Source organism: Aminobacter sp. HY435, assembly GCF_027568395.1.
GTDB lineage: Bacteria > Pseudomonadota > Alphaproteobacteria > Rhizobiales > Rhizobiaceae > Aminobacter.
This window is the reverse complement of sequence record NZ_JANKZL010000011.1, coordinates 53,743-78,203: the sequence shown is the minus strand read 5'-3', so window position 1 is coordinate 78,203 and position 24,461 is coordinate 53,743. Positions and strand designations below refer to the sequence as shown.

General features: G+C 64.5%; 27 protein-coding genes and 2 pseudogenes. 11 read left to right on the top strand and 18 right to left on the bottom strand.

Annotation, left to right across the window (positions count from 1 at the left end; all coding sequences use genetic code 11):
• Positions 1 to 7: 7 nt before the first annotated feature.
• Positions 8 to 637, top strand: a complete 630-nt coding sequence (locus PCJ21_RS17090; protein ID WP_269932627.1) for an IMPACT family protein — start codon at positions 8 to 10, stop codon at positions 635 to 637.
• Positions 638 to 684: 47 nt separating this feature from the next.
• Positions 685 to 1,086 carry a (R)-mandelonitrile lyase gene (locus PCJ21_RS17085; RefSeq protein ID WP_269932626.1) on the top strand — a complete coding sequence of 134 codons (402 nt, stop codon included), beginning with the start codon at positions 685 to 687 and terminating at the stop codon, positions 1,084 to 1,086.
• Between the two features lie 11 nt (positions 1,087 to 1,097).
• On the opposite strand, the gene PCJ21_RS17080 is transcribed toward PCJ21_RS17085, so the two are convergent.
• Entirely contained in the window at positions 1,098 to 2,108 is a 1,011-nt protein-coding gene (locus tag PCJ21_RS17080) for a D-alanyl-D-alanine carboxypeptidase family protein (RefSeq protein WP_269932779.1), read from the bottom strand.
• Between the two features lie 263 nt (positions 2,109 to 2,371).
• On the opposite strand from PCJ21_RS17080, the gene PCJ21_RS17075 reads away from it, so the two are divergent.
• On the top strand, positions 2,372 to 3,463 hold the full coding sequence (locus PCJ21_RS17075; RefSeq protein ID WP_269932625.1) for a hypothetical protein: 1,092 nt from the start codon (positions 2,372 to 2,374) through the stop codon (positions 3,461 to 3,463).
• Between the two features lie 67 nt (positions 3,464 to 3,530).
• Positions 3,531 to 4,139 (top strand): nucleoside triphosphate hydrolase, encoded by a 609-nt coding sequence (locus PCJ21_RS17070; protein ID WP_269932624.1) that lies wholly within the window; start codon positions 3,531 to 3,533, stop codon positions 4,137 to 4,139.
• A 43-nt stretch (positions 4,140 to 4,182) separates the two neighbouring features.
• Here PCJ21_RS17070 and PCJ21_RS17065 read toward each other — a convergent pair whose 3' ends face one another.
• From PCJ21_RS17065 to PCJ21_RS17055, 3 genes are all read right to left on the bottom strand, one after another.
• Positions 4,183 to 4,887, bottom strand: coding sequence for a glutathione S-transferase family protein (locus PCJ21_RS17065; RefSeq protein ID WP_269932623.1), 705 nt, complete (start codon positions 4,885 to 4,887; stop codon positions 4,183 to 4,185).
• Positions 4,888 to 5,023: 136 nt separating this feature from the next.
• Positions 5,024 to 6,235, bottom strand: coding sequence for a beta-ketoacyl-[acyl-carrier-protein] synthase family protein (locus PCJ21_RS17060; RefSeq protein WP_269932622.1), 1,212 nt, complete (start codon positions 6,233 to 6,235; stop codon positions 5,024 to 5,026).
• A 1-nt stretch (position 6,236) separates the two neighbouring features.
• A complete protein-coding gene (locus PCJ21_RS17055) occupies positions 6,237 to 6,491 on the bottom strand; it encodes an acyl carrier protein (RefSeq protein ID WP_269932621.1) in 255 nt (84 codons plus the stop codon).
• A 308-nt stretch (positions 6,492 to 6,799) separates the two neighbouring features.
• Between PCJ21_RS17055 and PCJ21_RS17050 the strand changes: the two genes are divergently transcribed.
• The 3 genes and pseudogenes from PCJ21_RS17050 to PCJ21_RS17040 all read left to right on the top strand — a co-directional run bounded on the left by PCJ21_RS17050 (position 6,800) and on the right by PCJ21_RS17040 (position 7,805).
• Positions 6,800 to 6,952 carry a hypothetical protein gene (locus PCJ21_RS17050; RefSeq protein ID WP_269932620.1) on the top strand — a complete coding sequence of 51 codons (153 nt, stop codon included), beginning with the start codon at positions 6,800 to 6,802 and terminating at the stop codon, positions 6,950 to 6,952.
• Between the two features lie 2 nt (positions 6,953 to 6,954).
• A pseudogene (locus PCJ21_RS22115) lies at positions 6,955 to 7,113 on the top strand (urease subunit beta); the annotation flags it as partial.
• Positions 7,114 to 7,259: 146 nt separating this feature from the next.
• Positions 7,260 to 7,805, top strand: coding sequence for a peroxiredoxin (locus PCJ21_RS17040; RefSeq protein ID WP_269932619.1), 546 nt, complete (start codon positions 7,260 to 7,262; stop codon positions 7,803 to 7,805).
• A gap of 139 nt (positions 7,806 to 7,944) precedes the next feature.
• Here the strand turns inward: PCJ21_RS17040 and PCJ21_RS17035 are convergent, their stop codons facing one another.
• Positions 7,945 to 8,580: an HAD family hydrolase gene (locus PCJ21_RS17035; protein ID WP_269932618.1), complete on the bottom strand. Its 636-nt coding sequence runs from the start codon at positions 8,578 to 8,580 to the stop codon at positions 7,945 to 7,947.
• Between the two features lie 99 nt (positions 8,581 to 8,679).
• Positions 8,680 to 8,859 (bottom strand): hypothetical protein, encoded by a 180-nt coding sequence (locus PCJ21_RS17030; RefSeq protein ID WP_269932617.1) that lies wholly within the window; start codon positions 8,857 to 8,859, stop codon positions 8,680 to 8,682.
• 185 nt (positions 8,860 to 9,044) lie between these two features.
• Between PCJ21_RS17030 and gcvA (PCJ21_RS17025) the strand changes: the two genes are divergently transcribed.
• Positions 9,045 to 9,938 carry a transcriptional regulator GcvA gene (gene gcvA, locus PCJ21_RS17025; RefSeq protein ID WP_269932616.1) on the top strand — a complete coding sequence of 298 codons (894 nt, stop codon included), beginning with the start codon at positions 9,045 to 9,047 and terminating at the stop codon, positions 9,936 to 9,938.
• A gap of 176 nt (positions 9,939 to 10,114) precedes the next feature.
• Positions 10,115 to 11,518 carry an MATE family efflux transporter gene (locus PCJ21_RS17020; RefSeq protein WP_269932615.1) on the top strand — a complete coding sequence of 468 codons (1,404 nt, stop codon included), beginning with the start codon at positions 10,115 to 10,117 and terminating at the stop codon, positions 11,516 to 11,518.
• 38 nt (positions 11,519 to 11,556) lie between these two features.
• Here the strand turns inward: PCJ21_RS17020 and PCJ21_RS17015 are convergent, their stop codons facing one another.
• The 8 genes and pseudogenes from PCJ21_RS17015 to speB all read right to left on the bottom strand — a co-directional run bounded on the left by PCJ21_RS17015 (position 11,557) and on the right by speB (position 18,210).
• Positions 11,557 to 12,357, bottom strand: a complete 801-nt coding sequence (locus tag PCJ21_RS17015) for an ABC transporter permease (protein ID WP_269932614.1) — start codon at positions 12,355 to 12,357, stop codon at positions 11,557 to 11,559.
• On the bottom strand, positions 12,354 to 13,208 hold the full coding sequence (locus PCJ21_RS17010) for an ABC transporter permease (protein WP_269932613.1): 855 nt from the start codon (positions 13,206 to 13,208) through the stop codon (positions 12,354 to 12,356). The genes PCJ21_RS17015 and PCJ21_RS17010 overlap by 4 nt, the downstream gene beginning before the upstream one ends.
• Entirely contained in the window at positions 13,205 to 14,242 is a 1,038-nt protein-coding gene (locus PCJ21_RS17005) for an ABC transporter ATP-binding protein (protein ID WP_269932612.1), read from the bottom strand. Before PCJ21_RS17005 ends, PCJ21_RS17010 begins: the two co-directional genes overlap by 4 nt.
• Positions 14,243 to 14,322: 80 nt before the next feature.
• On the bottom strand, positions 14,323 to 15,411 hold the full coding sequence (locus tag PCJ21_RS17000; protein WP_269932611.1) for an ABC transporter substrate-binding protein: 1,089 nt from the start codon (positions 15,409 to 15,411) through the stop codon (positions 14,323 to 14,325).
• Between the two features lie 71 nt (positions 15,412 to 15,482).
• Positions 15,483 to 16,130: an amino acid ABC transporter permease gene (locus tag PCJ21_RS16995; protein ID WP_269932610.1), complete on the bottom strand. Its 648-nt coding sequence runs from the start codon at positions 16,128 to 16,130 to the stop codon at positions 15,483 to 15,485.
• Positions 16,127 to 16,795: an amino acid ABC transporter permease gene (locus tag PCJ21_RS16990; RefSeq protein WP_269932609.1), complete on the bottom strand. Its 669-nt coding sequence runs from the start codon at positions 16,793 to 16,795 to the stop codon at positions 16,127 to 16,129. The genes PCJ21_RS16995 and PCJ21_RS16990 overlap by 4 nt, the downstream gene beginning before the upstream one ends.
• Positions 16,796 to 16,816: 21 nt before the next feature.
• Positions 16,817 to 17,062: pseudogene (locus tag PCJ21_RS16985) on the bottom strand (transporter substrate-binding domain-containing protein); the annotation flags it as partial.
• 86 nt (positions 17,063 to 17,148) lie between these two features.
• Entirely contained in the window at positions 17,149 to 18,210 is a 1,062-nt protein-coding gene (speB, locus tag PCJ21_RS16980; RefSeq protein WP_269932608.1) for an agmatinase, read from the bottom strand.
• 207 nt (positions 18,211 to 18,417) lie between these two features.
• Here speB and gcvA (PCJ21_RS16975) point away from each other — a divergent pair, with 207 nt between their 5' ends.
• Positions 18,418 to 19,383, top strand: a complete 966-nt coding sequence (gene gcvA, locus PCJ21_RS16975; protein ID WP_269932607.1) for a transcriptional regulator GcvA — start codon at positions 18,418 to 18,420, stop codon at positions 19,381 to 19,383.
• Between the two features lie 167 nt (positions 19,384 to 19,550).
• The gene (pncB, locus tag PCJ21_RS16970; RefSeq protein ID WP_269932606.1) at positions 19,551 to 20,855 is read left to right on the top strand and encodes a nicotinate phosphoribosyltransferase; all 1,305 of its coding nucleotides are present in this window, start codon (positions 19,551 to 19,553) and stop codon (positions 20,853 to 20,855) included.
• Between the two features lie 262 nt (positions 20,856 to 21,117).
• On the opposite strand, the gene PCJ21_RS16965 is transcribed toward pncB, so the two are convergent.
• From PCJ21_RS16965 to PCJ21_RS16950, 4 genes are all read right to left on the bottom strand, one after another.
• Positions 21,118 to 21,759, bottom strand: coding sequence for a GntR family transcriptional regulator (locus tag PCJ21_RS16965; protein ID WP_269932605.1), 642 nt, complete (start codon positions 21,757 to 21,759; stop codon positions 21,118 to 21,120).
• A 205-nt stretch (positions 21,760 to 21,964) separates the two neighbouring features.
• Positions 21,965 to 22,975, bottom strand: a complete 1,011-nt coding sequence (locus PCJ21_RS16960) for a 2Fe-2S iron-sulfur cluster-binding protein (protein ID WP_269932604.1) — start codon at positions 22,973 to 22,975, stop codon at positions 21,965 to 21,967.
• A gap of 49 nt (positions 22,976 to 23,024) precedes the next feature.
• Positions 23,025 to 23,504: a GlcG/HbpS family heme-binding protein gene (locus PCJ21_RS16955; protein WP_269932603.1), complete on the bottom strand. Its 480-nt coding sequence runs from the start codon at positions 23,502 to 23,504 to the stop codon at positions 23,025 to 23,027.
• A gap of 105 nt (positions 23,505 to 23,609) precedes the next feature.
• Positions 23,610 to 24,338, bottom strand: a complete 729-nt coding sequence (locus PCJ21_RS16950) for a TenA family transcriptional regulator (protein WP_269932602.1) — start codon at positions 24,336 to 24,338, stop codon at positions 23,610 to 23,612.
• Positions 24,339 to 24,461 lie beyond the last annotated feature (123 nt).

Below are 24,461 nucleotides of genomic sequence, written 5' to 3'. Positions count from 1 at the left end.
GGCCGAGATGTTCACCCTCGCCCGCACCGAGAGCCTGTCGCAGGAGATCAGGAAAAGCCGATTCCTGGCGGTTGCCGGACCGGTGGCGGACGAGGCTGCGGCGCGCGCTTTCGCCGCCGCCCACGCGCACGCCGACGCCAACCACAATTGCTGGGCCTGGCGCGTTGGCCAGAACTACCGTTTCAGCGACGACGGCGAGCCGAGCGGAACCGCGGGCAAGCCGATCCTGCAGGCCCTAGACGGCCAGGATCTCGACAATGTCGCCGTTGTCGTCACGCGCTGGTTCGGCGGTGTGCTTCTCGGCACCGGCGGACTGGTGCGCGCCTATGGCGGCACCGCGGCGATGTGCCTGCGGGCCGCGGCGAAAGTGGAGCTCGTGGCGACCGTCTCGGCGAAGGTCACCTGCGGCTTCACCGACCTGGCGCTGGTGCAGGCGCGGCTGGCGGCGTCGCCCGGCGTCCGCATCGAGGCAGAGACCTTTACCGGCACAGGCGCCGACCTCACCGTGTCGCTGCCCGAAGCCAATGTCGACGCCATCGTCCGGATGCTTGGCGACCTGACCAGCGGCCGGGTCATCGTCGCGTTGCCCGACTGGAAGTTCCGGCACGAACGTGCAAGCAAGCCGCCTTTGTCATAGGGTGAAGACAGACAGGCCGAATGCCAATCCGGCGGAGGGAGAGAACAATGGAAATCAAGCGCTGCGGCTCGCGCCCGTCATCAAGACCGTCGCCGGATTATTTCACCGGGAGCGTGCGTCAGGACCCGATCTTCGAGGCGCCCGCCCCGGCGCGGATGCGCTCGTTGTCGGTCACCTTCGAACCGGGCGCCCGCACGGCCTGGCACACCCATCCGCTCGGCCAGACGCTGATCGTCACGTCAGGCATCGGCTGGGCGCAGGTCTGGGGTGAAGCAGCCCAGGAGATCCGCTGCGGCGACGTGGTCTGGTTCGCCCCCGGTGAAAAGCACTGGCACGGCGCTTCGGCGCTGACGGCAATGTCGCACATCTCGATCCAGGAGGCGGTCGACGGCAAGGCGGTCGACTGGCTGGAACATGTGACGGACGCACAGTATATGGCGGCTGTGTAGCCGCCTCTGGCTCAGCGCATCTCGGCTACGGGGACTGGCGCGCTCACGCCCATCGGGACCGGGGTGCCATCGGGCATCGGCGCGGCCAAGGTCTGCGGCTGCGAGGTGACGACGTCGACGGGCATGGCAGCAGCAGGGGCAGCCGGCGCCGGCGTGAACAGCGACGAGGCGAGGCTCCCGCCCGAAGCCTGCGGCAGGTAGCGCACGATCAGCTCCTCGACATGGTCGTTGCGCTTGCGGGCGCTGTCACCGCCCATCACCACCACGACCAGCTTGCGGCCGTCGGCATTGACGGAGGTGACAATGTTGAAGCCCGAAGCCCTGATGTAGCCTGTCTTGATGCCGTCGACGCCGTTGACGCGACCCAGTAGGTCGTTATGGCCGCGCACGCGCTTGCCACGGAAAGTGAAGTCGGTCGCCGAGAAATAATAGTAGTGCTGCGAAAAATGCTTGCGCAGCGCCATGCCCAGCACCGCCATGTCGCGCGCGGTGGTGCGCTGCTCCGGATCGGGCAGGCCCGAGGCGTTGCGGAAGGTCGTCGCCGTCATGCCGAGCTGGCGCGCCTTCGCTGTCATCTGGCGGGCAAAGCCCTCTTCGCTGCCGCCAAGATATTCGCCGACCGCAACGGCCACGTCATTGGCCGACTTGGTCGCAAGCGCGCGGATCGCCGCTTCCGTCTCGATCTGCTCGCCGCGCCGCAAGCCGAGCTTGGACGGCGGTTGCGATGCGGCATGATCGGAAACCGGGATCATCGTCGTCTTGGAAACGCGCCCTTGCTGCATCGCTTCGAACAACAAGTACAGCGTCATCATCTTGGTCAGGGACGCGGGGTAGCGCGGCGCCGTGGAATAGGCCTGGAACAGCGTGCGGCCATTGCTCGCGTCGACGACGATCGCGGCGTATTTCTCCGGCGCGGCCTGGGGCGCGACGTTCAGCGTCTCCGATGTCGTCGAACAACCGGCAACCAGGGCGGCGACGACGAACAGCGCCGCGATCCGCCGAACGATCCCGGCGAGCGGCAGCCGGTGGTAGCTGAAGGACGTCGGCAATGAATGGGCCTGGACTAGCAAAAGGGAAACCTGTCGATTGTCGCCGGTGGGCTGTCTGAATCACGTGCCGGGCGGCGGCAGCAGCCGAAAACTACTAAAGCAGCGGCGCGCCGTCCATTTGCGACGCGGCCGCAGGCTCATCTAATGCCTTCAGTGTTGAACATTGGTTACACTTTTGCTTGCACAGCCAGCGCCAACGCGGCTTGCTGGGGCAAACGCAGCGAGGTGATTTGGCAATGAGCGAGCATGAGTTCCAGGCCCGGGGCATCAGGGCCAAGATCGATCTTGCCGTCGGCCACATCGCCGATTTCGCCATCGACGATGGCGGCCGGACTCTGCGGCCGCTGCATCGCGCGCCGTGGATCGGAGAACCGGACCTGCCCGCCGGGCTGCCGGAGGGCGTGGTGAGGCTGTCGGGAGATTTTCTCTGCGCGCCGTTTTCGACCAGCGACGTCGAGCCGGCGCCGCTGCACGGCTGGCCCGCCAACAGCGCCTGGGACCTGGTCTCCGACGAAGCGTTTTCGGGCGGCCGCACGGTGACGATGCGGCTGCAGCGCAAAGTTCTGGGGGCCACTGTGGACAAGGTGCTGACGCTGCGCGACGGCCATGCCTTCCTCTACCAGCAGCATGTCTTTACCGGTGGCTCCGGCGCGATTTCGGTTGCCCATCACCCGATGACCGGGATGCGCGCCGGCGGACGCCTGGCATTCTCGCCCAAGCGGCTGGCGGCCACGCCCGACAACACTCCCGAGCCCGATCCGGCGCGTGGCGCCTGTCTTTTCGCCTATCCGGCGCGCTCGCAGGACCTCGGCCGTTTTCCGGCGGCCGCCGGCGGCACCGTCGACCTTGGCGACTACAGCAGCGAAATCATGCACGAGGATTTCATCACCCTTGTCGAGGCGCCGCATGGCGGCATGGGCTGGACGGCCGTGGCGCGCAAGGCGGAAGGCGACGTCGTCCTGGTGCTGAAGAACCCGGTCGAACTGCCCGTGACGATGCTGTGGGTCAGCAATGGCGGCCGCTTCTATGCGCCGTGGAACGGTCGCGCCGGCGTGCTCGGCATCGAGGATGGCCGAACCGCCGTCGGCCACGCCGCCTCGCTCGGCGACAACTGGCTGAAGCGCGAGGGCGTGGCGACCGCTTTTGAGCTCGGGGCCAGCGTATCGTTCCGCCAGGTCGTCGGCGCGCTGCCGCAGAAATCCACCGCCGCGCCGGTTTCGGTGACGGCGGGAGAGGGCCGGCTTCGGCTCGGCTTTTCCGATGGTTCGGCCGAAGAGACGCCGTTCGACGACAAGTTCCTGCGGATCGGCGAGCGGCCCTTGAACTGACGTCACCGCCGCCTCAATTTTGACTGATGCGACGTCAGGATATCACGCGAAACGATCGGGAAGGCCTATGTCTGAAATAGCCCACATCGCCGCTACCCTGTTCAAACGCGCCCACCATGCCCAGCGCTTCGTGGTCGGCATCGCCGGCCCGCCCGGCTCCGGCAAGTCGACGCTGTCGGCCGCGCTGTACGGCGTCCTGCCGGAGGGTTCCGCTGCCGTGGTGCCGATGGACGGCTTTCACTTCGACAACGCGGTGCTGGAGGAGCGTGGCCTCAGCTCTCGCAAGGGCGCGCCGGAAACATTCGACTTTGCCGGCTTCGAGGTCTTGCTCAAGCGCCTGCGCGCCTCAGAGCCGGATGTCGCGATCCCGGTGTTCGACCGCAGCATTGAATTGTCGCGAGCCGCAGCCGCCGTCGTCGGCTCGGACGTCAAGTTCATCCTGGTCGAGGGCAATTACCTTCTGCTCGACGAGGCGCCCTGGCAGCGCCTCGAGTCGTTGTTCGACTTCACCATCTTCGTCGATGCGCCGCGCGAGGAGCTCGAGCGCCGGCTGGTCGAGCGCTGGCGTGAGCATGGGCGCTCCGACGACGACGCGCGCAACTGGATCGACACCAACGACATGCCCAACATCGACCGGGTCCTTGCGGCCCGCCGCAAGGCCGACCTGGTGATCTGATCCTTCGAACGTAAGGGGGCCGGAGCGGGGCTCCGGTCCCGCGTCAGGGGCGAGCCGGGATGTTCAGGCCAGCCTGCACCGCCGGCCGCGCCAGACCGCGCTCCAGCCACGCGGCGACATTCTTGAAGCTGTCGAAACCGACGAGATCGCGCGCCTCGTAGAAGCCGATCAGGTTGCGCACCCAACCGAGCAGCGAGATATCGGCGATGGTGTAGTCGTCGTCCATGATCCACTTGCGGCCTTCGAGCCGCTGGTCGAGCACGCCGAGCAGGCGGCGCGACTCGTCGCGGTAGCGCTCGAGCGGTCGCTTGTCCGCGATCTCGCGGCCGGCGAACTTGTGGAAGAAGCCGAGCTGGCCGAACATCGGGCCGACCGAGGCCATCTGGAAAAACACCCACTGGATGGTCTCGTAATAGCGGGCGCGGTCGGCTGGGATGAGGCGGCCGGTCTTTTCGGCGAGATAGAGCAGGATGGCGCCCGACTCGAACAACGCCAGCGGCTTGCCGCCCGGGCCGTTCGGATCGAGGATCGCAGGGATCTTGCCGTTCGGGTTGAGTGACAGGAATTCCGGCGTCCAGCTCTCGTTCTTGCCGATGTTGATGGCATGCGCCTCATAGGGCAGGTCAAGCTCCTCCAGCGCGATCGACACCTTCACGCCGTTCGGCGTGGGGAAGGAATAGAGCTGGATGCGCTCGGGATACTTGGCCGGCCAGCGCGCGGAAATCGGAAATGGGGTCAGGTCGCTCATCGACAGGTCCTTGTGGGGGTGGCCGGCGATGCGCTGGCCGAAAGGTGGGGCATGCAAGAGTTAGGCATGCTGCCGCGCTGCATCAATATGCAGTTGCCGAGATTTATCGAGTTGATTGCCAGAGGTTCGAAGACGGTCAGATCGCCCTGACCGCCACCACCGCGTTGGTGCCGCCGAAGGCGAAACCGTTGCTGATTGCCACGCGCACATCGCGCAGCTTCGCCATGTTGGGCGTAACGTCGAGATCGCAGTCGGCATCCGCTTCGCGGTAGTTGGCTGTCGGCGGAACCACTCCCTCGCGCACGGCCATGACGCAGGCGATCAACTCCAGAGCTCCGGACGCGCCGAGGCAGTGGGCATGCATCGACTTGGTCGACGACACCGAAAGCTTGTGGGCATGGGCGTCGAACACGCGCTTGATGGCCGCAGTCTCGATCTGGTCGTTGGCCTTGGTCCCGGTGCCGTGGGCGTTGATGTAATCGACGTCCTCGGGCGCGAGCCCGGCGTCGAGCAGGCAAGCGCGCATGGCTGCGGCAGGGCCTTCGATGGTCGGGGCGACGATGTCGGACGCATCGCCCGACATGCCGGCGCCGGCGAGCTCGGCCAGGATGGTCGCGCCACGCGCGACGGCGTGTTCGTAGGTCTCGAGCACCGCCATGCCGGAGCCTTCGCCGAGCACCAGGCCCTGGCGGTCGGCCGAGAACGGACGGCAGGTGTCGGGCGACAGCACGCGCAGCGCTTCCCAGGCCTTGACGATGCCCCAGACCAGCGGCGCATCGGTACCGCCGGCAACCATCACGTCGGCGCGGCCGAGGCGAAGTTGGTCCATGGCGGCCGAAAACGCGTGATTGGACGAAGCACATGCCGAGGTGACGCCAAACACCGGACCGCGAAGTCCCAGGCTCATGCTGACCTGTCCGGCAGCCGCACCGGGCATGACCTTCGGTACGGTGAAGATGCCGGCGCGGTTTTTGCCTTCCAGCAGGATGGCTCGATAGTTCTCTTCGATGGCTTCCCAGCCGCAGACGCCTACTCCGACGACGGTGCCCATGCGATAGGTGTTGGTTTCGTCCGAGACCAGTCCCGCCTGCGCCATGGCCTCGCGCGCCGAAATGACGGCGAGCAGGCTGAAGCGGTCCATCGAGACCAGTTGCTTGCGGTCGATGCCGTGGTCGGGCAGTTGCGCGATCTCGGCGCCGCTGCGGGTCTTGAGGTCGTGCAGCGGCGAATGCACCAGCGGACCGATGGCCGAACGGCCGTTGCGCATGGCATCCCAGATGGCAGGCGCGCCGGAGCCGAGCGCGCACAGCCCGCCGATGCCGGTGATGACGATACGCTGGCGGGTCATGTCAGGCTTTTTGCGCGATCAGGCCGCGAACGGCTTCAACCATGTCGCCGACGTTCTTGAGGCTGGCCCAGGCATCAACCGTGTTCATCTCGATTTCGATGCCATAGTCCTCCTCGAGATCGAAGATGATCTCGGTGAGTTCCAGCGAATGGATGCCAAGCGCGGTCAATTCAGTGTCGAGCGTGATCTCTTCGCCGCCAGACTCGGCATGCGCCTTGATCTTGTCGATGATTTCCGTCGCCAGCTGATCAGCCATCAGTACTCTTCCCCGAAACTCTTAAACTTGGCGGGTGCGTGACGCGCCGCTGCCGGCGGGCAAATATGCTGCCCAAACTCGCAATACGCCCCCGAAATGAGCCCAAAAGGCTTCCCTGTATAGAAACCGAAACGCCTACAGGCAACAAGCTTATATATCGACCGGCGCGCAAACGACGCGGTCGCATGTCGAATCTGTGCACGATCCCTGACAAAACCCGCTTCTGCTGTCCGACGGCACGCGCTGGCGCAAAACGTTGGCTCATGATCCCCCGCTCCTCATAATCGGCGGCGGCGGATGCAACTGCGATGTCGTCGCAACGCGTGTCCGCCATCGGCAGGCTCGACATCGAACACCGGGCCGGCCGTAGCCGCCTCGTCACCTGTATCGCTGGTGGTGTCACCACACTCGGCGGCTGGCGCTCGGGGCTTGAGACTGAAATCATCCCGCCGAGGGCTTGATCGAGATCAGCAACGGCTTGAAATTCGACCGCGAACAGGCGCGCGGCATGCGGTTAGACATCGCCGCCGGCATTGCCGTGCGCTTCGAGCCCGGCCGATGGCGCGACGCTACTTCCTGTTCTGACATTCCTTCGGGCGGGTCGAAATCCTCCCGGGGTTTCGTCTCGTCCCCGCGACCTGATGCCACGCCGTCAATGCTGGATCAGGTTCCGGCCAGTTGTTATCTAGCCCTCGCTAGCCAAAAATTCGGCAGGATTCCCCGAGCCCCAAGATCGGGGATCCCGTTATCTTGGAAATGGAGTTTCAAATGATCGGCAAGAAAGTTCCTGCTGTCACTTTCCGTACGCGCGTGCGCGACGAGGCCGTCGGCGGCCCGAATCCCTTCCGCTGGGAAGACAAGACCTCGGCCGACTATTTCGACGGCAAGCGCGTCGTCCTGTTCTCGCTGCCGGGCGCCTTCACCCCGACCTGCTCGACCTACCAGCTGCCCGACTTCGAGAAGCTGTTCGGTGAGTTCCAGGCGCAGGGCATCGCCGAAATCTACTGCGTCTCGGTCAACGACGCCTTCGTCATGAACGCCTGGGGCAAGTCGCAGAACCTCGACAAGGTCAAGCTGATCCCCGATGGCTCGGGCGAGTTCACCCGCAAGATGGGCATGCTGGTCGCCAAGGACAATCTCGGCTTCGGCATGCGCTCGTGGCGCTATGCCGCCGTCATCAACAACGGCCAGATCGAGAAGTGGTTCGAGGAAGAAGGCTTCTCCGACAACTGCGACAGCGACCCCTATGGCGTGTCGTCGCCGCAGAACATTCTTGAGGCGCTCAAGAACGACGACGTCGCCGAAGCCGCATAAGCTTCAGCATCTCGCTGAGCACGAAACCCCGGCCGCATCCGCGCGCCGGGGTTTTTTTGTTTGCGCCTCTGCCTGGTGGCACCTTGTCGCCATTCCTCCCGGCTACGGGCGTTTCCCTCACGCCCTCATCGCGGCTAGCTCAGGCCAGACCGAGCAGCGCCCGCACCTCCTCGGCGCTGTGGGCGACGAGCGCCCCAGCCGGCCCATCGATCTTGTCCTGCGGCCAGAAGATGGTCTTCATGCCGGCGGCAAGCCCGGCCTGTGCGCCGGTGACGCTGTCTTCCATGACGAACGTGTCGGCGGGATCGATGCCGGTCAGCCAGGCGGCCCGCAGATAGGGCTCGGCGTCGGGCTTGCCATTGCGCACGTCGTTGCGGCTGATGGTCCTCATGGCCGGCTCGTGGATGCCGACGGCGCGCAGGTTGACGTCGACGACCATGCGGTCGGAGTTCGACACGATGGCCTGCACCACGCCGCGTGCCTTGAGGTCGCGAAAAATCTCAATCGCGCCTTCGCGCGGCAGGAGATTGGGCGCGTGTTTCATGTAGTGGTCGTATTTGCGGTTGATCCATTCGGCGAACTCAAGGTTCAGCCCGAACTGGTCGCGCAGCACCTCATAGACCGGCTGCGCCGCCTGGCCGACGACGCGGGCGTGCAGATCCGAGGGCGGTTCGACCCCCGCGCTGCGCAACGCGGCGATCAGCGATTGCTCGTGCAGCGGCTCGCTGTCGATCAGCGTGCCGTCCATGTCCCAGTACACTGCCTTGGCTATCATCTGACCGACCTTTCCTCGTTGCCTTGGTCATAGGACCTTTGGCCGGGAAAATGAACCGCTCAGGTGATGGCGTTGACATGGCCATGGCTTCGAACGCCGTCAGAGACGGCGTCCGCACGGGTACTTGCCGTCGAGAAAGCCCATGTCGCGCTTGAGGTGGTCGGGCAGATCGCGAATGTCGAGTATGCGCCTGCGCGCGCGCAGCCCGAACGTGCTTGCCAGCCGTGACATCAGGGAAACCGGTTCGCAATGAATGAGACTTGCCTGTGCCGTGTTCATGATCGTCAACCTCCATCGACGCATCAGGCAAGGAGTCGCGCGCCGGCCAGGCTGGCCGCGCGTTGTTCCGATACTTGCAACTTGCTGATGCGTTGGAATAGATATTGGTTCAGAAAACCTAGATATTCCAATCAAACGTCGATCAAGGTCCATAAAGGGGCCTTATGTATAGGAGGTCCTGCCCGATGACACTCCAGCTGCCGCCCCTGACGGCCATCCGGGTCTTCGAAGCCGCTGCGCGGCACGCCAGCTTCACCAAGGCCGCTGCCGAGCTGGGCATGACCCAGGCGGCCGTCAGCTACCAGATCAAGCTGCTCGAGGAGCGCGTCGGCGCGCCGCTGTTCCTGCGCAAGCCGCGCCAGGTGGCGCTGACCGAGATCGGCCAGCGCCTGGCGCCTTCCGTCAGCGAGGCGTTCAACATACTGAGCGAGGCCTATGCCGCCACGCGCACCGGGTCGCGGGGCACATTGAGCATCTCGACCGTCCTGACCTTCGCCTCGAACTGGCTGGCCCGTCACATCGGCTCGTTCCAGATGCAGTACCCCGAAATCGCGGTGCGTCTCGACACCTCCAGCCAGATGGTCGATTTTGCCCGCCAGGAGGTCGACATCGGCATTCGTTCCGGCGATGGCAACTGGCCCGGCCTGGCCAGGCACCTGCTGTTTCGGGCCGAGTACACGCCGATGCTGACGCCTCGGCTTGCCGACAGCATCGGCGGGGTCAAGGAGCCGGCCGACCTGCTCAAGCTGCGCATCCTCGATCCTGGCGACATCTGGTGGCGGCGCTGGTTCGAGCTCGCCAACGTGGCGTCGGACAGCCTCGACGGCCGGCCCGACGCAAGCATGGGCTCGCAAGCCTATGAGGCGAGCGCCGCGATGGCCGGGCAGGGCGTCGCCATCCTGACGCGCGCGTTCTTCACCACCGAACTCGCCGAAGGCCGGCTGATCCAGCCTTTCGAGCTGACCAGGTATGACGGCCACGGCTATTACCTCGTCTATCCGGAATCGCGCCGCAACGTTCCCAAGATCAAGGCGTTCCGGGAGTGGATTCTGGCCGAGCTGGACTGCGCCGAAAGCTGAGACGGCGTGTCAGGAGCATCGCCCTGGCTCAACGCTTGAGGGCGTTGACGCCTTGCCAGTTCGGCCGCATTGCGTCAAAACCCGCGAAGTGGCGAGGCAAATCGGCGGAATTTGCGGCCAAAACACCCGATATCTGCATCAAAAACCGGCGATATCGGCACCGAAAGACGACAACTATGTCTGCGATTGACACCGGCGCGCAAACACCGGCGAACCCTTGGCGTGACGAACTTCGTGCGATGCTGGCGCTTGCCTGGCCGATGATCCTCACCAACCTCGCGCAGACGGCGATGACGGCGACCGACGTGATGATGCTCGGCCGGCTCGGGCCGCAGGCGCTTGCCGCCGGTGCGCTCGGCTCCAACCTCTACTTCGCGCCGCTGATCTTTGGCCTCGGCCTGATGTACGCGACCTCGCCGATGATGGCGGCCGAGCTCGGCCGCAAGCGCCATTCGGTGCGCGATGTCCGCCGCACCGTGCGCCAGGGCCTGTGGCTTGCCGTCATGGTTTCGGTTCCGATCTGGATCCTGCTGTGGTTCACCGAGTCTCTCCTGCTGGTCATGGGCCAGGAGCCCGAACTGGCCAGGCAGGCCGGCATCTACGTGCATCACCTTCAATGGGCGGCGTTGCCGTTCTTTGGCTATATCGTGCTGCGCTCGTTCATTTCGGCGCTGGAGCGCCCGGGTTGGGCACTGGCCATCATGGCGATTGCGGTGGCGGCCAACGCGCTCGGCAACTGGCTTCTGGTATTCGGCAAATGGGGTTTCCCGCAGATGGGAATCGCCGGCTCCGGCCTCGCCACCAGCATCGCCAGCGCCATGATGTTCGTAGGCATGGCGGCAGTCGTGATGATGGAACCGAAGTTCCGCCGCTACCGCCTGTTCGGCCGCTTCTGGCGCGCCGACTGGCCGCGCTTCAAGGCGCTGCTCAAGCTCGGCGCGCCGATCTCGGGCATCCTCGCCTTCGAGGTGACGATCTTCAACGCGGCGGCGTTCCTGATGGGCCTCATCAATTCGGCCTCGCTGGCCGCGCACGCCATCGCCATCCAGATCTGCGCGGTGACCTTCATGATCCCGCTTGGCCTCGGCCAGGCCGTCACGGTACGCGTCGGCCTCGCTTTCGGCGCAAAGGACCGCGACGGCATAACCCGTGCCGGCTGGACGGCCTATGTGCTCGGTGTCGGCTTCATGGCGCTGATGGCGCTGGTGATGGTGTTCTGGCCGCATCTGCTGATTTCGGCCTTCATCGACACCAGCGACCCGGCCAACGCCCAGGTGATCGGTCTCGCCGTCAGCTTCTTGGTATTCGCAGCACTTTTCCAGGTTGTCGACGGCGCCCAGGCGGTGTCGGCCGGCCAGTTGCGCGGCCTACAGGATACGACTGTGCCGATGATCCTGGCGGCAATAGGCTATTGGGGCATCGGCCTGCCGCTCGGCGTCATCCTCGCCTTCCACTTCGGCTTCGAGGGCCGCGGCATCTGGATCGGCCTGTTCTCCGGCCTCGCGGTGGTGTCGGTGCTGTTGCTGTGGCGCTGGCTCAGGCGCGACCGGCTTGGCCTGATGGACAAGCCGGTGATCTGACGAAGAATTGCCGCGAAAATACCCCAGCCCTTCTTGCGTCAGCTCTCGGAAGACATCGCGCCGAGCAGCTTCCTGATGTCGCCATACCTGGCGATCAGGCCGAAGACCAGCGCCGCCAATGCGACGAAGAACACCGACACCGATGCCATGGTCGGCGTGTAGCCGTAGCGCAGCGCGTTGAATATCTTGATCGGCAGCGTCTCGATGGTGAAGCCGACGGTCATGTAGGCGACGATGTATTCGTTGAGCGACAAGACGAAGGCGAAGGCGTAGCCGGAGACCAGATAGGGCCTGATCAGCGGCAGTACCACGGTCTTCAGCACCGTGCGATCGTCGGCACCCATCGTCGCTGCCGCCTCGACCAGCGAGCGGTCGATCGACGAGAAGCCGAGCGACAGGGTGACCAGCGGCAGCGTGACGAAGAAGATCGCGTGGCTGATGACGGCCGTCCACGGCTGGCCGTAGAAGCCTGTCGTCGCCCAGAAGGTCAGCATGCCGAGCGCGGTGATAACAGGCGGCAGGATGAACGGCGCCAGCCCGAGGACCTGGAAAACGCTGGCCCAGGGCGCGATGCGCCGCCACTGGAACCAGGCCAGCGGCAACGCGATGGCGACGGCAAGCGCCGCCGCCGTCACCGCAAGGGTGACCGAGGCGAAAAGCGCGGCGCGCCATTCGGGGTCGAAGAAGATCTGGCCGTACCAGGCGAGCGAGAACCCTTTCGGCGGGAAGGCGAGGTCCTGCTTTTCGTTCACCGACACGCCGGCGACGACGATGATCGGCGCCGACAGGAACAGCGCAACGAGCGTGAAGTAGAGACGGCGAAGGAAGGTCTGTTTCACAGCGCGTTCTCCTTGCGGCCAGCCAGCATCGTCAGGCCGACGAGCGCCAGCGACATCAGCACCAGGAACACCGCCATTGCTGCGGCAAACGGCATGTTGGACTGGTAGATTGCCTGGTCGGTGATCAGCACCGAAAGCGTCCAGTGCGACGGCCGGCCGAGGATCTGCGGCAAGAGATACGAGCCCAGCGCGAAGACGAAGACCATGATCAGCGTGGCGACGATGGTGTTGCGCAACGCCGGCACCACCACGTTGAAGAAGGCGCGTGTCGGTGATGCGCCGAGCGTGCGCGCCGCCTCCAGAAGCTGCGGATCGAGGCGGACGAGAGCGGGATAGAGCACCAGGATTGTGTAGGGCAGGGCCTGGTAGACCATGCCGGTCAGCACCGCCCAGAAGCTGGGCAGCAGCGCCACCGGCTCGTTCATCAGGCCGACGGCGACGAAGAGGTTGGTGATGCCCGCCGTGCGCGAGAACAGCGTCGACCAGGCAAAGCCGATGATGACCTCCGACAGCGACAGCACCGACAGCAGGCAGACGAGCCAGACGGTCTGGACCTTGCGCGGGCTCTTGGTCAGCAAGAAGGTGAAGGGGAAGGCGATCGCCACGCAGCAGATCGCCACCATCACCGCCAGCATCAGGGAAAAGCCCAGCACCTTGCCGAAGAACGGGGTCAGGAAGCGCGCGTAGTTGGTGAAGACGAAATCGGGCGTGTAGAAGCCCGACGGGTCGCGCTGGAAGAAGCTGACGGCGATCATCGTCGAAAACGGGATGACGAAGAAGACGATCAGCATCAGCCCCGGAAAGAACAGCGGGGTGTAGTCCGCAATCGATTTCGGCGCTTCGCGTTTCATGACTTGAGCACCACGCAGGCTTCGGCCGGCAAGATCACGCCGACCTGCTGGCCGGCGACGACATTGGGCCGTTCGCGCGGGGTTGCCACCGCGATGATCGTCTTGCCGCCAGCCTCGACGAACGTCTCGATGGTGCCGCCAAGGTCGCGCACGAAGGTTACCGTGCCAGAAATGGCGTCGCCCCCGACCGGGCCGAGATGGACGTCCTCGGGGCGGATCGACAGGGCAGCCTTGGCCAGGCCTTCGGGCATCGCAAGGCCAGGAATTGCCTGGCCGAGTACCGAGACGCGACCGGCGCGGTCGAGGTCCGCGTCGAGCAGGTTTGTCATGCCGATGAAGTCGGCGACGAAGGCATCGGCCGGCTTGCGGTAAATCTCGATCGGCGGCGCTGCCTGCAGGATCTTGCCGTGGCCCATGACCACGACGAGATCGGCCATGGTCATCGCCTCGCGCTGGTCGTGGGTGACGACGAAGGTGGTGATGCCGAGCCTCTGCTGCAGTTGCCGCAACTCGACCTGCATCGCTTCGCGCAGCTTGGCGTCGAGCGCCGACAGCGGCTCGTCGAGCAGGAACAGTTTCGGCGACAAAGCGAGTGCGCGGGCGATCGCGACGCGCTGGCGCTGGCCGCCGGACAGCTTGGCCACCGGGCGGTCGGCGAAGCCGGGAAGATGGATCAGCTTCAGCAACTCGTCGGCGCGCTTGTTCTGGTCCTCGCGCGAGGCGCCGCGGATGCGCAGTGGATAGGCGATGTTGTCGCCGACCGACAGGTGCGGAAACAAAGCCAGCGACTGGAACACCATGCCGAGGTTGCGCTTGTGCGTCGGCACCGGTGTGATGTCGTCGCCGTCGAGCAGGATCGTGCCGCGGGTCGGGTTTTCGAGCCCGGCGATCATGCGCAAAAGCGTGGTCTTGCCGCAGCCGGAGGGGCCAAGCAGGCAGACGAACTTGCCATGCGGCACAGTCAGGTTGGCGGAGTCGACGGCAGTGAAGTTGCTGAAAGACTTGGTGATGTCCTTAAGCACGAGTCCGGACATGAGGGGGGCCTTGAAACGTTGGAACGGCGTTGCGGAAAGCGTCCCTTCTCCCCGCGAGCGGGGAGAAGGGCAGATCCAGATCAGCCGACGATCAGCTCGGTCCACTTCTGGTTAATCCAGTCGGCCTTGGTGGTGTAGAGGTCGTAGCGCGGGATGATCGGCGCGATATCAGAGGAAACCGCCGCGAACTCTTCCGGCGTCAGGTCGAGCAGTTCGCGCTTGACCGTCGGCGAGGTGCCGACCTTGCGCGACATCAGCGCCTGCACCGCCGGCTGGCTCATGTGGTCGATGAAGGCGTGCGCCTCATCCGACTTCTTCGACGCGCGCGACAGAACCCACGAACCCGAATCCTGGATGCCGCCTTCCTTCGGGAAGGTCGAGCGCACCGGCTGGCCCTCGGCCGCGGCGAGGCCAGTGACGTCGTGGTAATACTGGCCCATCGGGATTTCGCCCGACTTCAGCGCCTGCTCGAACTGGGCCTCGTCGCGATACCACAGCCGCACGTTCGGCTTGACCTCGGCGAGCTTGGCGAAAGCTTTTTCGATGCCCTCTTCGGTGTCCAGCGCGTTGGTGCCGCCCATGAAGGTCTTGGCCGTCACTTCGAGCAGGAACGAGTTGGAGGCAAGCGCCAGAAGGCCGAGCTTGTCGACATTCGCCGGATCCCAGAACGCTGCCCACGAGTCGGGCGCAGTGGGGAAAGCGTAGGTGTTGGTGACCAGCGTAATGTACCAGGCAACCGCTCCGATGCCGGCGACGCGGCCGTCCGGATACTCGTTGACGAAGTGGTCGATGAGGTTTGCGCTGTTCTTGATCTTCGCCAGGTCGAGCGGCGCCCACAGCTCGGTCGACTGACCCTTGAGCACTGACGTCTGCGACATCATCGAGAGGTCGGCGGGCGCCTGGCCGGCCTTGGCCGCCTGCTCGAGCTGCACCAGCCACGCTTCGCCGGTCGGCTCGGCGACGGACTCGACTGCGATGCCGGTGGCCTTGGTGAACTCGGGGAAGATGTGCTCGTCGAACGACTTCTTGAAGTAGCCGCCATAGACGCCGATCTTGATCGACTTGTCCTGCGCCCTCAGGATCGAGGGCATGGCGAGCAGGCTGGCGGAAGCAACGCCGGCGCCGAGCACGGCACGGCGGCTGATCGGGGTATCCAGTAGCTTTTTCATTGGTCTTCTCCTCATTTGCTGCCGGATCGTTCCGGCTGTTCCCATTCTTGTCTTGATGACGGAGGTACGGATCAGCGTGCTGTGGCGCGGGCCTCCAGCGCGCGAGCGTATTGGGTCAGCGGGTAGCAGATCACCAGGAAGATCAGGGCGACCAGGCCATAGACGATGAAGGGTTCGAAGGTGGCGTTGTTGATCGCGTTGGCGGTTCGCAACAGCTCGTCGAAACCGATGATCGAGGTCAGGGCCGTTGCCTTGACCAGCTGGACTAGGAAGCCGACGACCGGCGCGCGGGTGATCGCGAAGGCCTGCGGCAGGATGATCAGGCGCAGTTCCTGCAGATGGTGAAGCCCGAGGCTGGCGCCGGCATCCCACTGGCCCTGCGGCAGCGCGTCGACGCCGCTGCGCCAGATTTCGGCCAGGTAGGCGCTGGCGAAGAAGGTCAGGCCGAGCATCGCCGCCGTCCACGGCTCGATGCGGAAGCCGAGCATCGGCAGGCCGAAGAACATCAGGAAAAGCTGCAGCAGCAGCGGCGTGCCCTGGAACAGCGCGATGTAGCCGCTGGCGAAGCGGCGCATCCAGTTGGTCTTGGAAATGCGCAGGAACAGGATGGCTATGCCGACGATGCCGCCGCCGATGAACGCGGCGATCGACAAAAGCACGGTCCAGCGGGTGGCGAAGACGAGATTGCGCAGGATGTCCCAGAAGGTGAACTCGATCATGAGACACCTGGGGAAAGCGTGCGGCGGCCGATGCCGACGAGAATCCGGCGCAAGGCGATGGACAGGCCAAGGTAGATCATGGCGACGACGAAATAGGTCTCGAAGGGGCGGAAGGTCCGCGCCTGCAGCATGTCGGCCTCGTAGGTGAGTTCACGTACGGCGATCTGCGACACGACTGATGACTCGAGCATCATGATCACGATCTGGCTCGTCAGCGCCGGGAAGATGACCTTCATCGCCTGCGGCAGGACGATCTTGACGAAGACCAGGCGTGGCCGCAAGCCCAGCGCCAATGCTGCCTCGCGCTGGCCTTTCGGCACGGCGTCGAGGCCGGCCCCGACGACCTCGGTGGTGTAGGCGGCCATGTTGAGCGTCATCGCCAGGATGGCGGCGAACACCGGGTCGAGCCGGATGCCGAGGCTCGGCAATCCGAAGAAGATGAAGAACAGCTGCACCAGGAACGGCGTGTTCCTGACCACCTCGACATAGACCGTGATGGCGCGCTTGAGCCACAGCGGACCGCTGCGGCGGCCGGCGGCGGCCAACACGCTGATCAGCGTGCCGGCGAGCGTTGTCACGGCGATCAGGAAGACCGTCATGGCAGCGCCTTGCGCTATTGCGCCCGCCGCGCCTTCGAGCCAGCCGAATTCGAGGCTGTAGCTCACCGATCAATCCTTGAGGTTGTCGGGGTTGAGCGGGGTCTTGAGCCAGGCTTCCGAGGAAGCGTTGAGGCGTCCGTCGTCGTAGCCCTTGAGGCTCATGTCGGCGCTCGCCGACGAGAACGGCGGGAAGTCGGCGAAGACGCCGACATTGAGCTGGCCCGCCTTGGCGATGTCTTCGAGCGCGTCTGCATTGGCCGGAGCTGCGGCAAGGAGCGCGGCGCCCGCGACAACCAGGGCTGCGACCGTCGGCTTCAGAAACGTCATGTTCATGTGCTGGGTCCCTTTCGAGCGGGTTGGAGGCTGTCGTTGCATTCTGGCCGGCGGCAACTGGACCGCCGGCCGCTGGAAACAGTTGGTCAGGCGCCCTTGCCGGTGACGAACGGGCTGAACATCATCAGGCTCAGGATTTCGAACAGAACCTGCGCGCCGGCATGTGCCGTGTTGGTGGTCGAATCGTATTGCGGCGCCACCTCGACGACGTCGCCGCCGACCAGGTTGAGGCCCTTGAGACCACGGATGATCTCCAGCACCTCGCGCGTGGTCAAGCCACCGACTTCGGGCGTGCCGGTGCCGGGCGCAAAGGCCGGGTCGAGGCTGTCGATGTCGAAGGACAGGTAGGTCGGGCCGTCGCCGACGATCTGCTTGGCCTTCTCGATGACCGCCGGGATGCCCATGCCGGTGATCTCCTCGGCATGGATGACGGTCATGCCGGATTCGTAGGAGAACTCCCACAGATATTCGGCCGAGCCGCGGATGCCGATCTGGATGACGCGGGTCGGGTCGAGCACGCCGTCGAGCACCGCGTTGCGGAACGGACCGCCGTGGTGGAACTTGGTCAGGTCGTAGGCACCGCCGGTGTCGCAATGGGCGTCGATGTGGATCATGCCGACCGGACGCTTCTTGCCGACGGCCTTGAGGATCGGGTGGGTGATCGAATGGTCGCCGCCGACCGACAGCGGCACCACGCCGGCATCGACGATCTGACCGACGCGGCGCTCGATGTCCTCATGGCTGAGTTCGAGCCGGTAGCGGCTGCGGAACTGCACGTCGCCGATGTCGGCGACGCGCAGTTCCTGCACCGGGGCGCAGTCGAGGACATGGTTGTAGGGGCCGATGCGCTCGATGGCGCGAACGGCGCGCGGGCCGAAGCGCGAGCCCGGACGGTTGGTCACACCGAGGTCCATCGGCACGCCGACCATCGCCACCTGCAGGTCGCCGAAATCGGGATTGTCGTTGTCGACCGGCACGTAGGGTGCGGTCAGGAAGGTCGGGATGCCCGAATAGGGTGCCAGGCGCGTGCCCGACTTGTTGAAGATCTTGTCGGCGACGCGGCGGAATTTGGGGTCGAACAGGTCGCCGCCATGGCCTTCGCCATATTTCTTGCGCAGCTCATCGAGCTTGTTGCCGTCGAAACCCATGATTGCCTCCTGCAGGTCAGGTCGCAATGCGGGAACGCGCTGGTGCGGCGGACCGCTGTCCGCTGCCGTCGCTGTCAAATGTTCCCCGCATGCTTTTTGGTTTTATCAGGCGATCTTCCGGCAGCGGCTTTGAATTGGCAATTGATATTGTTAAGCTCTTCGGTGTGAGAATTTCTCACAAACTGGAAGCCTCCGGAAAGGGATCGATTGTCCAGGCGCCTGCCTCCGCTGAACCCGCTGCGCGCCTTCGAGGCGGCGGCGCGGCACGGCTCGCTGACCAAGGCTGCGGGCGAGCTCAACGTCACCCATGGCGCCATCAGCCACCAGATCCGCGCGCTTGAGGCGACACTCAAGGTCAGGCTCCTGGAACGCTCGGGCTCGCGCCTGAAACTGACGCCGCAGGGTGCGGAGCTGTTGCCGGCCGTGTCTGGCGCGTTCGAGAGCATCGCAGCAGCGACAGCGCGCATGACGCGCCCGACCAGTTCCGGCAAGCTGACGGTCAGCTGCGTGCCGGCCCTGCTGTCGTTGTGGCTGGTACCGCGGCTTGGCGGCTTCACTGCGCAGTATCCGGGTATCAGCCTGACGCTGAACGCCACCAACGACCCCCGCGATATCCATTCGCCAGATACCGATGTCTGCCTGCTCTATGGCGATGGCCGGTGGAGCGACTGCTGGACGAAGAAGTGGTCGACGCTGGAGCTGTTTCCGGTGGTCAGCCCGACGCTGATCAACAACCGCCCTATCCGCAGTGTACGCGACCTTGCCGACCATGTGCTCCTGCATGCCGACGAAGGCCGCGAGTGGCACACTTGGTTGGCCGCCGCCGACGCGCTCGACATCAAGCCGCTGCAGCAGCACCGCATGGCCGGCGCGAGCCTGACCACGGAAGCCGCGGTGCACGGCCACGGCCTGGCGCTGGGCGACAGCGTGACGGCAAGCTCGCTGCTCGCCAAGGGCCAGCTGGTGACGCCGTTCAATTTCTCGGTTCCGGCGGTCGATGCCTTTTATGTCGTGTGCCGCAACGAGGTGCGTTCGGCGCCGATTGCCCAGGTGTTCATCGACTGGCTGTTTGCCCAGCGCGAGGAGCTTCCGGCCCGCACCGAACAGGCGGTCACCGGGCAGATCAGCATTCGCAAGCGGCGCGGGCAGAAGCAGGTCCAGGCCGCTGGCTGAAGGCGATACCGGCGGCTACTTCATTCAGCCGATGCAACCAATGAGGCCACGGTTGCTTTTTTGATGCCTGCAGCTTGATCGCCCGGACGCGATATCCCAATGCTGTCAGCGACGATGCGGTGCGCGCCTGCAGGACGGGCTTATGCGCCAGGGAGGAATGAAGCGGCATGGCCAGGACCGACATTGCGAGGCGTGTGTACAACCACACCTGGAAGCTCGACCCGATCGTCCGCTCGCTGCTCGACACCGACTTCTACAAGCTTCTGATGCTGCAGATGATCTGGGGCATGCATCCCAAGGTCGACGCCACCTTCTCGCTGATCAACCGCGCCACAACGGTCAAGCTCGCCGAGGAGATAGACGAGGGCGAACTGCGCGAACAGCTCGACCATGCCCGCACGCTGCGTTTCTCCAAGAAGGAGATGATCTGGCTCGGTGGCAACAATTTCTACGGCCGCAAGCAGATCTTCGAGCCGGAGTTCCTGGCCTGGCTGGAGAACTTCCGGCTGCCGCCCTACCACCTGGAAAAGCGCGACGGCCAGTATGAGCTGACCTTCGCCGGTCCCTGGGTGATGACCTCGATGTGGGAAATCCCCGCACTTGCCATCATCAACGAGCTGCGCTCGCGCTCGGCGATGAAGGCCTTCGGCCCCTTCGCGCTCGATGTGCTCTATGCCCGCGCCAAGGCCAGGATGTGGGACAAGACCGAGCGGCTGAAGATGCTGCCCGACATCAAGATTTCGGATTTCGGCACCCGTCGCCGGCATTCCTTCCTGTGGCAGCGCTGGTGCGTCGAGGCGCTGAAGGAAGGCATCGGCGACGCCTTCACCGGCACCTCCAACGTGCTTCTGGCGATGGACACCGACCTCGAGGCGCTCGGCACCAACGCGCACGAGCTGCCGATGGTCTATGCCGCGCTCGCCGACAGCGAGGACGAGCTCAAGCAGTCGCCCTACAAGGTGCTGCTCGACTGGCAGCGCTATTATGGCGGCAACCTTTTGATCGTGCTGCCCGACGCCTTCGGCACGGCCGCCTTCCTGCGCGACGCGCCCGACTGGGTGGCGGACTGGACCGGCTTCCGCCCCGACAGCGCCCCGCCGATCGAAGGCGGCGAGCGCATTCTCCAGTGGTGGCGCAAGAAGGGCCAGGATCCGAGGAACAAGCTGCTGATCTTCTCCGACGGTCTCGACGTCGACACGATCATCGAAACCTACCGGCATTTCGAGGGCAAGGTGCGCATGTCGTTTGGCTGGGGCACCAACCTGACCAACGATTTCGAAGGCTGTGCGCCCAAGGAAACCGACCGGCTCAACGCCATCTCGCTGGTCTGCAAGGTCACCGAGGCGAATGGCCGTCCGGCAGTCAAACTCTCCGACAATCCGGCCAAGGCCACCGGCGACAAAAAGGAGATCGCGCGCTATCTCCGCATCTTCGGTGAGAAGGATCGCGTCGAGCAACTGGTCAAGGTGTAGGAAAGAAGCATTCCGGCCGCCTTCCGGCATTTCTCGCCGGGGTGACAGATCTAGCTTTTGTTTTCGAAGCACCACCGGTTGGCGGCGCGCCAAGACAGTGCCCATCGGGCCGCGCTGTCGAAAGATGCGATGGCGAGGATCGCCCGCCACCGGTCCTTGCTAGAGCGCAGTGCGTTCGAATGGACGCACAAAGGACGCTCTAACTTACTGAGTTGGCGAATCGTGCTTTCCGAAAATCGGGTTCGATTTTCGGGCCGATGCGCTAGTCCTGCGGGATCTCGGCCGCGTTGTAGACATGGCGTGCCGCGAGGAGGGCTGCCAGTTCGCTGTCGCCGGCAATCACCGCGCGCAGGATATTGGCGTGCTCTTCCCAGTTCTGGCGGCCGCGCCGCCGGCTGATCGGAGCAAACAGCATCACCGTGCGGTCGCGCAGCGAACGCACCATGTCCTGCAGCACAGAATTGGCGGCAACGGTTGCAAGGGCCTCGTGGAATTCGGTGTTCTGCCGGGACAGCAGAACCGGGTCGTCGGTGTCGGCCAGCTTTGCGCCGTCGTCGAGGATCTTCTGAAGGGCAGCTATCTGCTCTGGATCGTGGCGCTTGGCGGCAAGCTTGGCGTTCAGCGCCTCCAGCGTCGCGCGCACTTCGACCAGCTCGCGCTTTTGCTCTTCGGTGAAGATCGTGACCGATGCGCCACGGCGCGGCTCGATGGTGACGATGCCCTCGGCGGCGAGTTCGCGCAGCGCCTCGCGAACCGGCATGCGCGACACGCCCATTTCTTCCGAGAGCCGTCCTTCGACCAGCCGTTCGCCGACGCCGATCTCACCACTGACGATACGCTCGCGCAACGCGGCGGTTATCAGCTTGGTAAGCGGAGCGTGGATTTCTCCAAGTATGACGGTCATGTCCTGCACTTCCTGGGAGTAGAGGGCGAATCAGCCGACGGAAGCGACTCCTGATTGCAAATGATATAGCCTCCGCGGTTTGGATTACAATATTCAATCCGCGCTGCGATCACCGCCATCCGCCGTCGCGCCGTGGGCCAAGGTCCCGACTGCCCTCCAGGGTCGCGTTTCGATACCGGCCTGACAACAAGGCCCGGCGGGGATGTCATGCCGGCGCCAGGGTGTGCTGGAAGTTGAAGGCGTCGGAATAGATGAAGCCGGGGTTTGCCCCGTTTTCGATGAAGAGCTTTTTCGCGCTCGAAATCATGCTGGGCGAGCCGCACATGTAGATGGCGTGCTCGGAGAAATCGCCAAGGTCTTCCAGGGCGGCGTCCTGCACATAGCCTTGGCGCCCGGTCCAGGACGAACCGGGGCGCGACAGCACGGGCACATACTGGAAGTCGCACAGCCGGTCGGTCCACGACAGGATTTCATCGTGCAGATACAGGTCTTCCTCGGTGCGCATGCCCCAGTAGAGCGATACGGGCGGACAATCAGGATCGTCCATCAGGGATTCCAGGATGCTTTTGATCGGCGCCAGCCCGGTGCCCGTCGCCACCATCACCAAGGGCCGAAAATCTTCCTTGCGGCAACAGAACAGGCCATGCGGCAGTTCAACGTCGACCCGGTCTCCGGGGCTCAGTCGCATCAGTTGGCCTCCGGTGAAATGGCCGTCGCGGACACGACGTATGTGGAGGTCGACAGTCCTGCCGTTTTGCACCGAAGCCATGGAAAAGCTTCGCTTGTTGCCATCGCCCAGCAGCACGTTGAGATATTGGCCCGGCCTGTAGACGAGGTCCTCGGCCCCGGGCAGCGCCAATGTCAGATGCACCACGTCGCGGCCAAGATGGCGTACCGACTCCACCACGGCAGCATGGCGTTCGGGATCGGAGCAGGGCTCTACCGGTCGCTCGGTGCTGATCACAAGGTCGCTTTCCGGGCGCGCCTGGCAGGCGAGGGCGAAACCCAGTTCCTCGTCTTCCGGCGTCAGCGCCAGGGGGTATTCCTCGTAGCGCACGCAGCCTTCCGTCAACCGTACGCGGCATGTTCCGCATCCGCCCTCCGTGCAGTCGTGCCGCAGCGCAATGCCCTGGCGCAAGGCGGCTGTCAGGACGGATTCTTCCGAATCCACGGTGAATTGGTCCTCGGTTTCGAGAACGCGCACAACATGGCTCATCCATGTCTCCACTGAAGCAGGGGGTCGGGCCGCGTGTCGCGGCCGCCTGTCATTTCTTGATGTCGGCCTGCACCATGACCTTGTGGCCCTTTGGTTCCAGCAACGCCTGCAGCGCGCCGAGTGCCGCCACACCGCAGGCAATGTCCTGCTCGCCATTGCCCCCGCTAAGGCCCACACCGCCTATTACCTCACCGTCGACGACGACAGGAAAACCACCGACAAACGCGGCGAAGCGGCCCTCGAAGCTGAGCTGGATGCCGAAGGCTTCGTTGCCGGGCAGGGCCGGGCCGTTTGGCGGCGTGGTGAAGAGGTGCGTCGAACGCTTGTGGCCCGCGGCGGTAAATGCCTTGTTCCAGGCGATCTGAGGCCCGGTCACGCGAGCGCCGTTCATCCGCTCGAGGACGATCGGATAGCCGCCGTCATCGGCGATGCACACCGTTTCGGGAACATTGAGTTCCAGGGCCTTGGCGACAGCCGCCGCCGCCATGACGCGAGCTTCTTCGATTTCGAGTTTGAGAACCTGTTTCACTGTTACGCGCCCTTGTTATGTCATGTCTTTGCTGTTTTCGAGGGGAACGCGCTGACCGGCCCCTCCACCGGTCCGCGCGCTTCCCCCCGCGCCAAGAGTGTTGGCTCAGGCGGCGAGGAGTTCCTCGAGCGGCAACTCTGCGGCGACATAGTCGTTGTAGAGTGCGGTGGTGTAGAGCAGGCGCATCTGGGCGCCGACTTCGCAGATCTTGAGGCAGCGCTGCTGCATCTCGACGGTGCGTGCGTGCTCGAGCACGATCTGGTAGCCGCGCTCGCCATGGATCTCGTCGGAAACGATGTGGAGGTCGAAGAACTCGACCTCCTCGTCGGTGAAGCCATACTTGTCGCGCAGGGTCGGCGTCTGCTTGCGGTAGATCGACGGCACCTGCGATTCGAGGCCGACGACGAGGCCGGCAACGGCGACGATCGGGTCCTCGCGCATGGCAACCGCATAGCACCAGCTCTGCAGGGCGCGTGTCGTCGGCGACATGTTGTCGGAGTCGCGCATCCTGTCGCCCGTCGTGCCGCAGGCTTCGCCGAAACGGATCAGCAGGTCGGTATGGCGGTCGCCGCCGATCTCTTCCTCATACATGTTGGCGAGCAGGAAATCCTTGGCCTCGGTATAGCCCTCCGGCATGCGGGCATAGATGTAGCCGAGATAGTCAGCGAACGGCCCGACATAGTGGTAGTGGTTCTCGGCCCAGCGGGCGAGGTGCTCGCGGCTGAGCTTGCCGCTCGCCCAGCCGACGCTGAAGGGCGACTTGTTGGCGCTCTTGCCCTTGATGGCGTTTTCCAGCGCCGTGCGGAACTCGTCCGGATTCATTGCAACGGTCATTCACTGCTCCCTGGCAAAGTCGAAAGATTGATTTGGAATACTGTATACCAAAATTGCCTTGGCGCAAGTGTTCGCTGCTGCTCCGGCAGCGCTGCTTCCTGGTGAAGTCCGGATGATGCGCTC

Excerpts from the sequence above, each read along its gene's own strand:
- PCJ21_RS17010 (WP_269932613.1), bottom strand. The coding sequence starts at position 13,208 with ATGAAACGCGAAGCGCCGAAATCGATTGCGGACTACACCCCGCTGTTC.
- PCJ21_RS17065 (WP_269932623.1), bottom strand. The coding sequence starts at position 4,887 with ATGAGCGACCTGACCCCATTTCCGATTTCCGCGCGCTGGCCGGCCAAG.
- pncB (WP_269932606.1), top strand. The coding sequence starts at position 19,551 with ATGGCCAGGACCGACATTGCGAGGCGTGTGTACAACCACACCTGGAAG.
- PCJ21_RS16965 (WP_269932605.1), bottom strand. The coding sequence starts at position 21,759 with ATGACCGTCATACTTGGAGAAATCCACGCTCCGCTTACCAAGCTGATA.
- PCJ21_RS17035 (WP_269932618.1), bottom strand. The coding sequence starts at position 8,580 with ATGATAGCCAAGGCAGTGTACTGGGACATGGACGGCACGCTGATCGAC.
- PCJ21_RS17030 (WP_269932617.1), bottom strand. The coding sequence starts at position 8,859 with ATGAACACGGCACAGGCAAGTCTCATTCATTGCGAACCGGTTTCCCTG.
- PCJ21_RS17020 (WP_269932615.1), top strand. The coding sequence starts at position 10,115 with ATGTCTGCGATTGACACCGGCGCGCAAACACCGGCGAACCCTTGGCGT.
- PCJ21_RS17075 (WP_269932625.1), top strand. The coding sequence starts at position 2,372 with ATGAGCGAGCATGAGTTCCAGGCCCGGGGCATCAGGGCCAAGATCGAT.
- PCJ21_RS17055 (WP_269932621.1), bottom strand. The coding sequence starts at position 6,491 with ATGGCTGATCAGCTGGCGACGGAAATCATCGACAAGATCAAGGCGCAT.
- PCJ21_RS17085 (WP_269932626.1), top strand. The coding sequence starts at position 685 with ATGGAAATCAAGCGCTGCGGCTCGCGCCCGTCATCAAGACCGTCGCCG.
- PCJ21_RS16950 (WP_269932602.1), bottom strand. The coding sequence starts at position 24,338 with ATGACCGTTGCAATGAATCCGGACGAGTTCCGCACGGCGCTGGAAAAC.
- PCJ21_RS17000 (WP_269932611.1), bottom strand. The coding sequence starts at position 15,411 with ATGAAAAAGCTACTGGATACCCCGATCAGCCGCCGTGCCGTGCTCGGC.
- PCJ21_RS17005 (WP_269932612.1), bottom strand. The coding sequence starts at position 14,242 with ATGTCCGGACTCGTGCTTAAGGACATCACCAAGTCTTTCAGCAACTTC.
- PCJ21_RS17040 (WP_269932619.1), top strand. The coding sequence starts at position 7,260 with ATGATCGGCAAGAAAGTTCCTGCTGTCACTTTCCGTACGCGCGTGCGC.
- PCJ21_RS17060 (WP_269932622.1), bottom strand. The coding sequence starts at position 6,235 with ATGACCCGCCAGCGTATCGTCATCACCGGCATCGGCGGGCTGTGCGCG.
- speB (WP_269932608.1), bottom strand. The coding sequence starts at position 18,210 with ATGGGTTTCGACGGCAACAAGCTCGATGAGCTGCGCAAGAAATATGGC.
- PCJ21_RS17090 (WP_269932627.1), top strand. The coding sequence starts at position 8 with ATGTTCACCCTCGCCCGCACCGAGAGCCTGTCGCAGGAGATCAGGAAA.
- PCJ21_RS17050 (WP_269932620.1), top strand. The coding sequence starts at position 6,800 with ATGTCGTCGCAACGCGTGTCCGCCATCGGCAGGCTCGACATCGAACAC.
- PCJ21_RS17070 (WP_269932624.1), top strand. The coding sequence starts at position 3,531 with ATGTCTGAAATAGCCCACATCGCCGCTACCCTGTTCAAACGCGCCCAC.
- PCJ21_RS16960 (WP_269932604.1), bottom strand. The coding sequence starts at position 22,975 with ATGAGCCATGTTGTGCGCGTTCTCGAAACCGAGGACCAATTCACCGTG.
- PCJ21_RS16995 (WP_269932610.1), bottom strand. The coding sequence starts at position 16,130 with ATGATCGAGTTCACCTTCTGGGACATCCTGCGCAATCTCGTCTTCGCC.
- gcvA (WP_269932616.1), top strand. The coding sequence starts at position 9,045 with ATGACACTCCAGCTGCCGCCCCTGACGGCCATCCGGGTCTTCGAAGCC.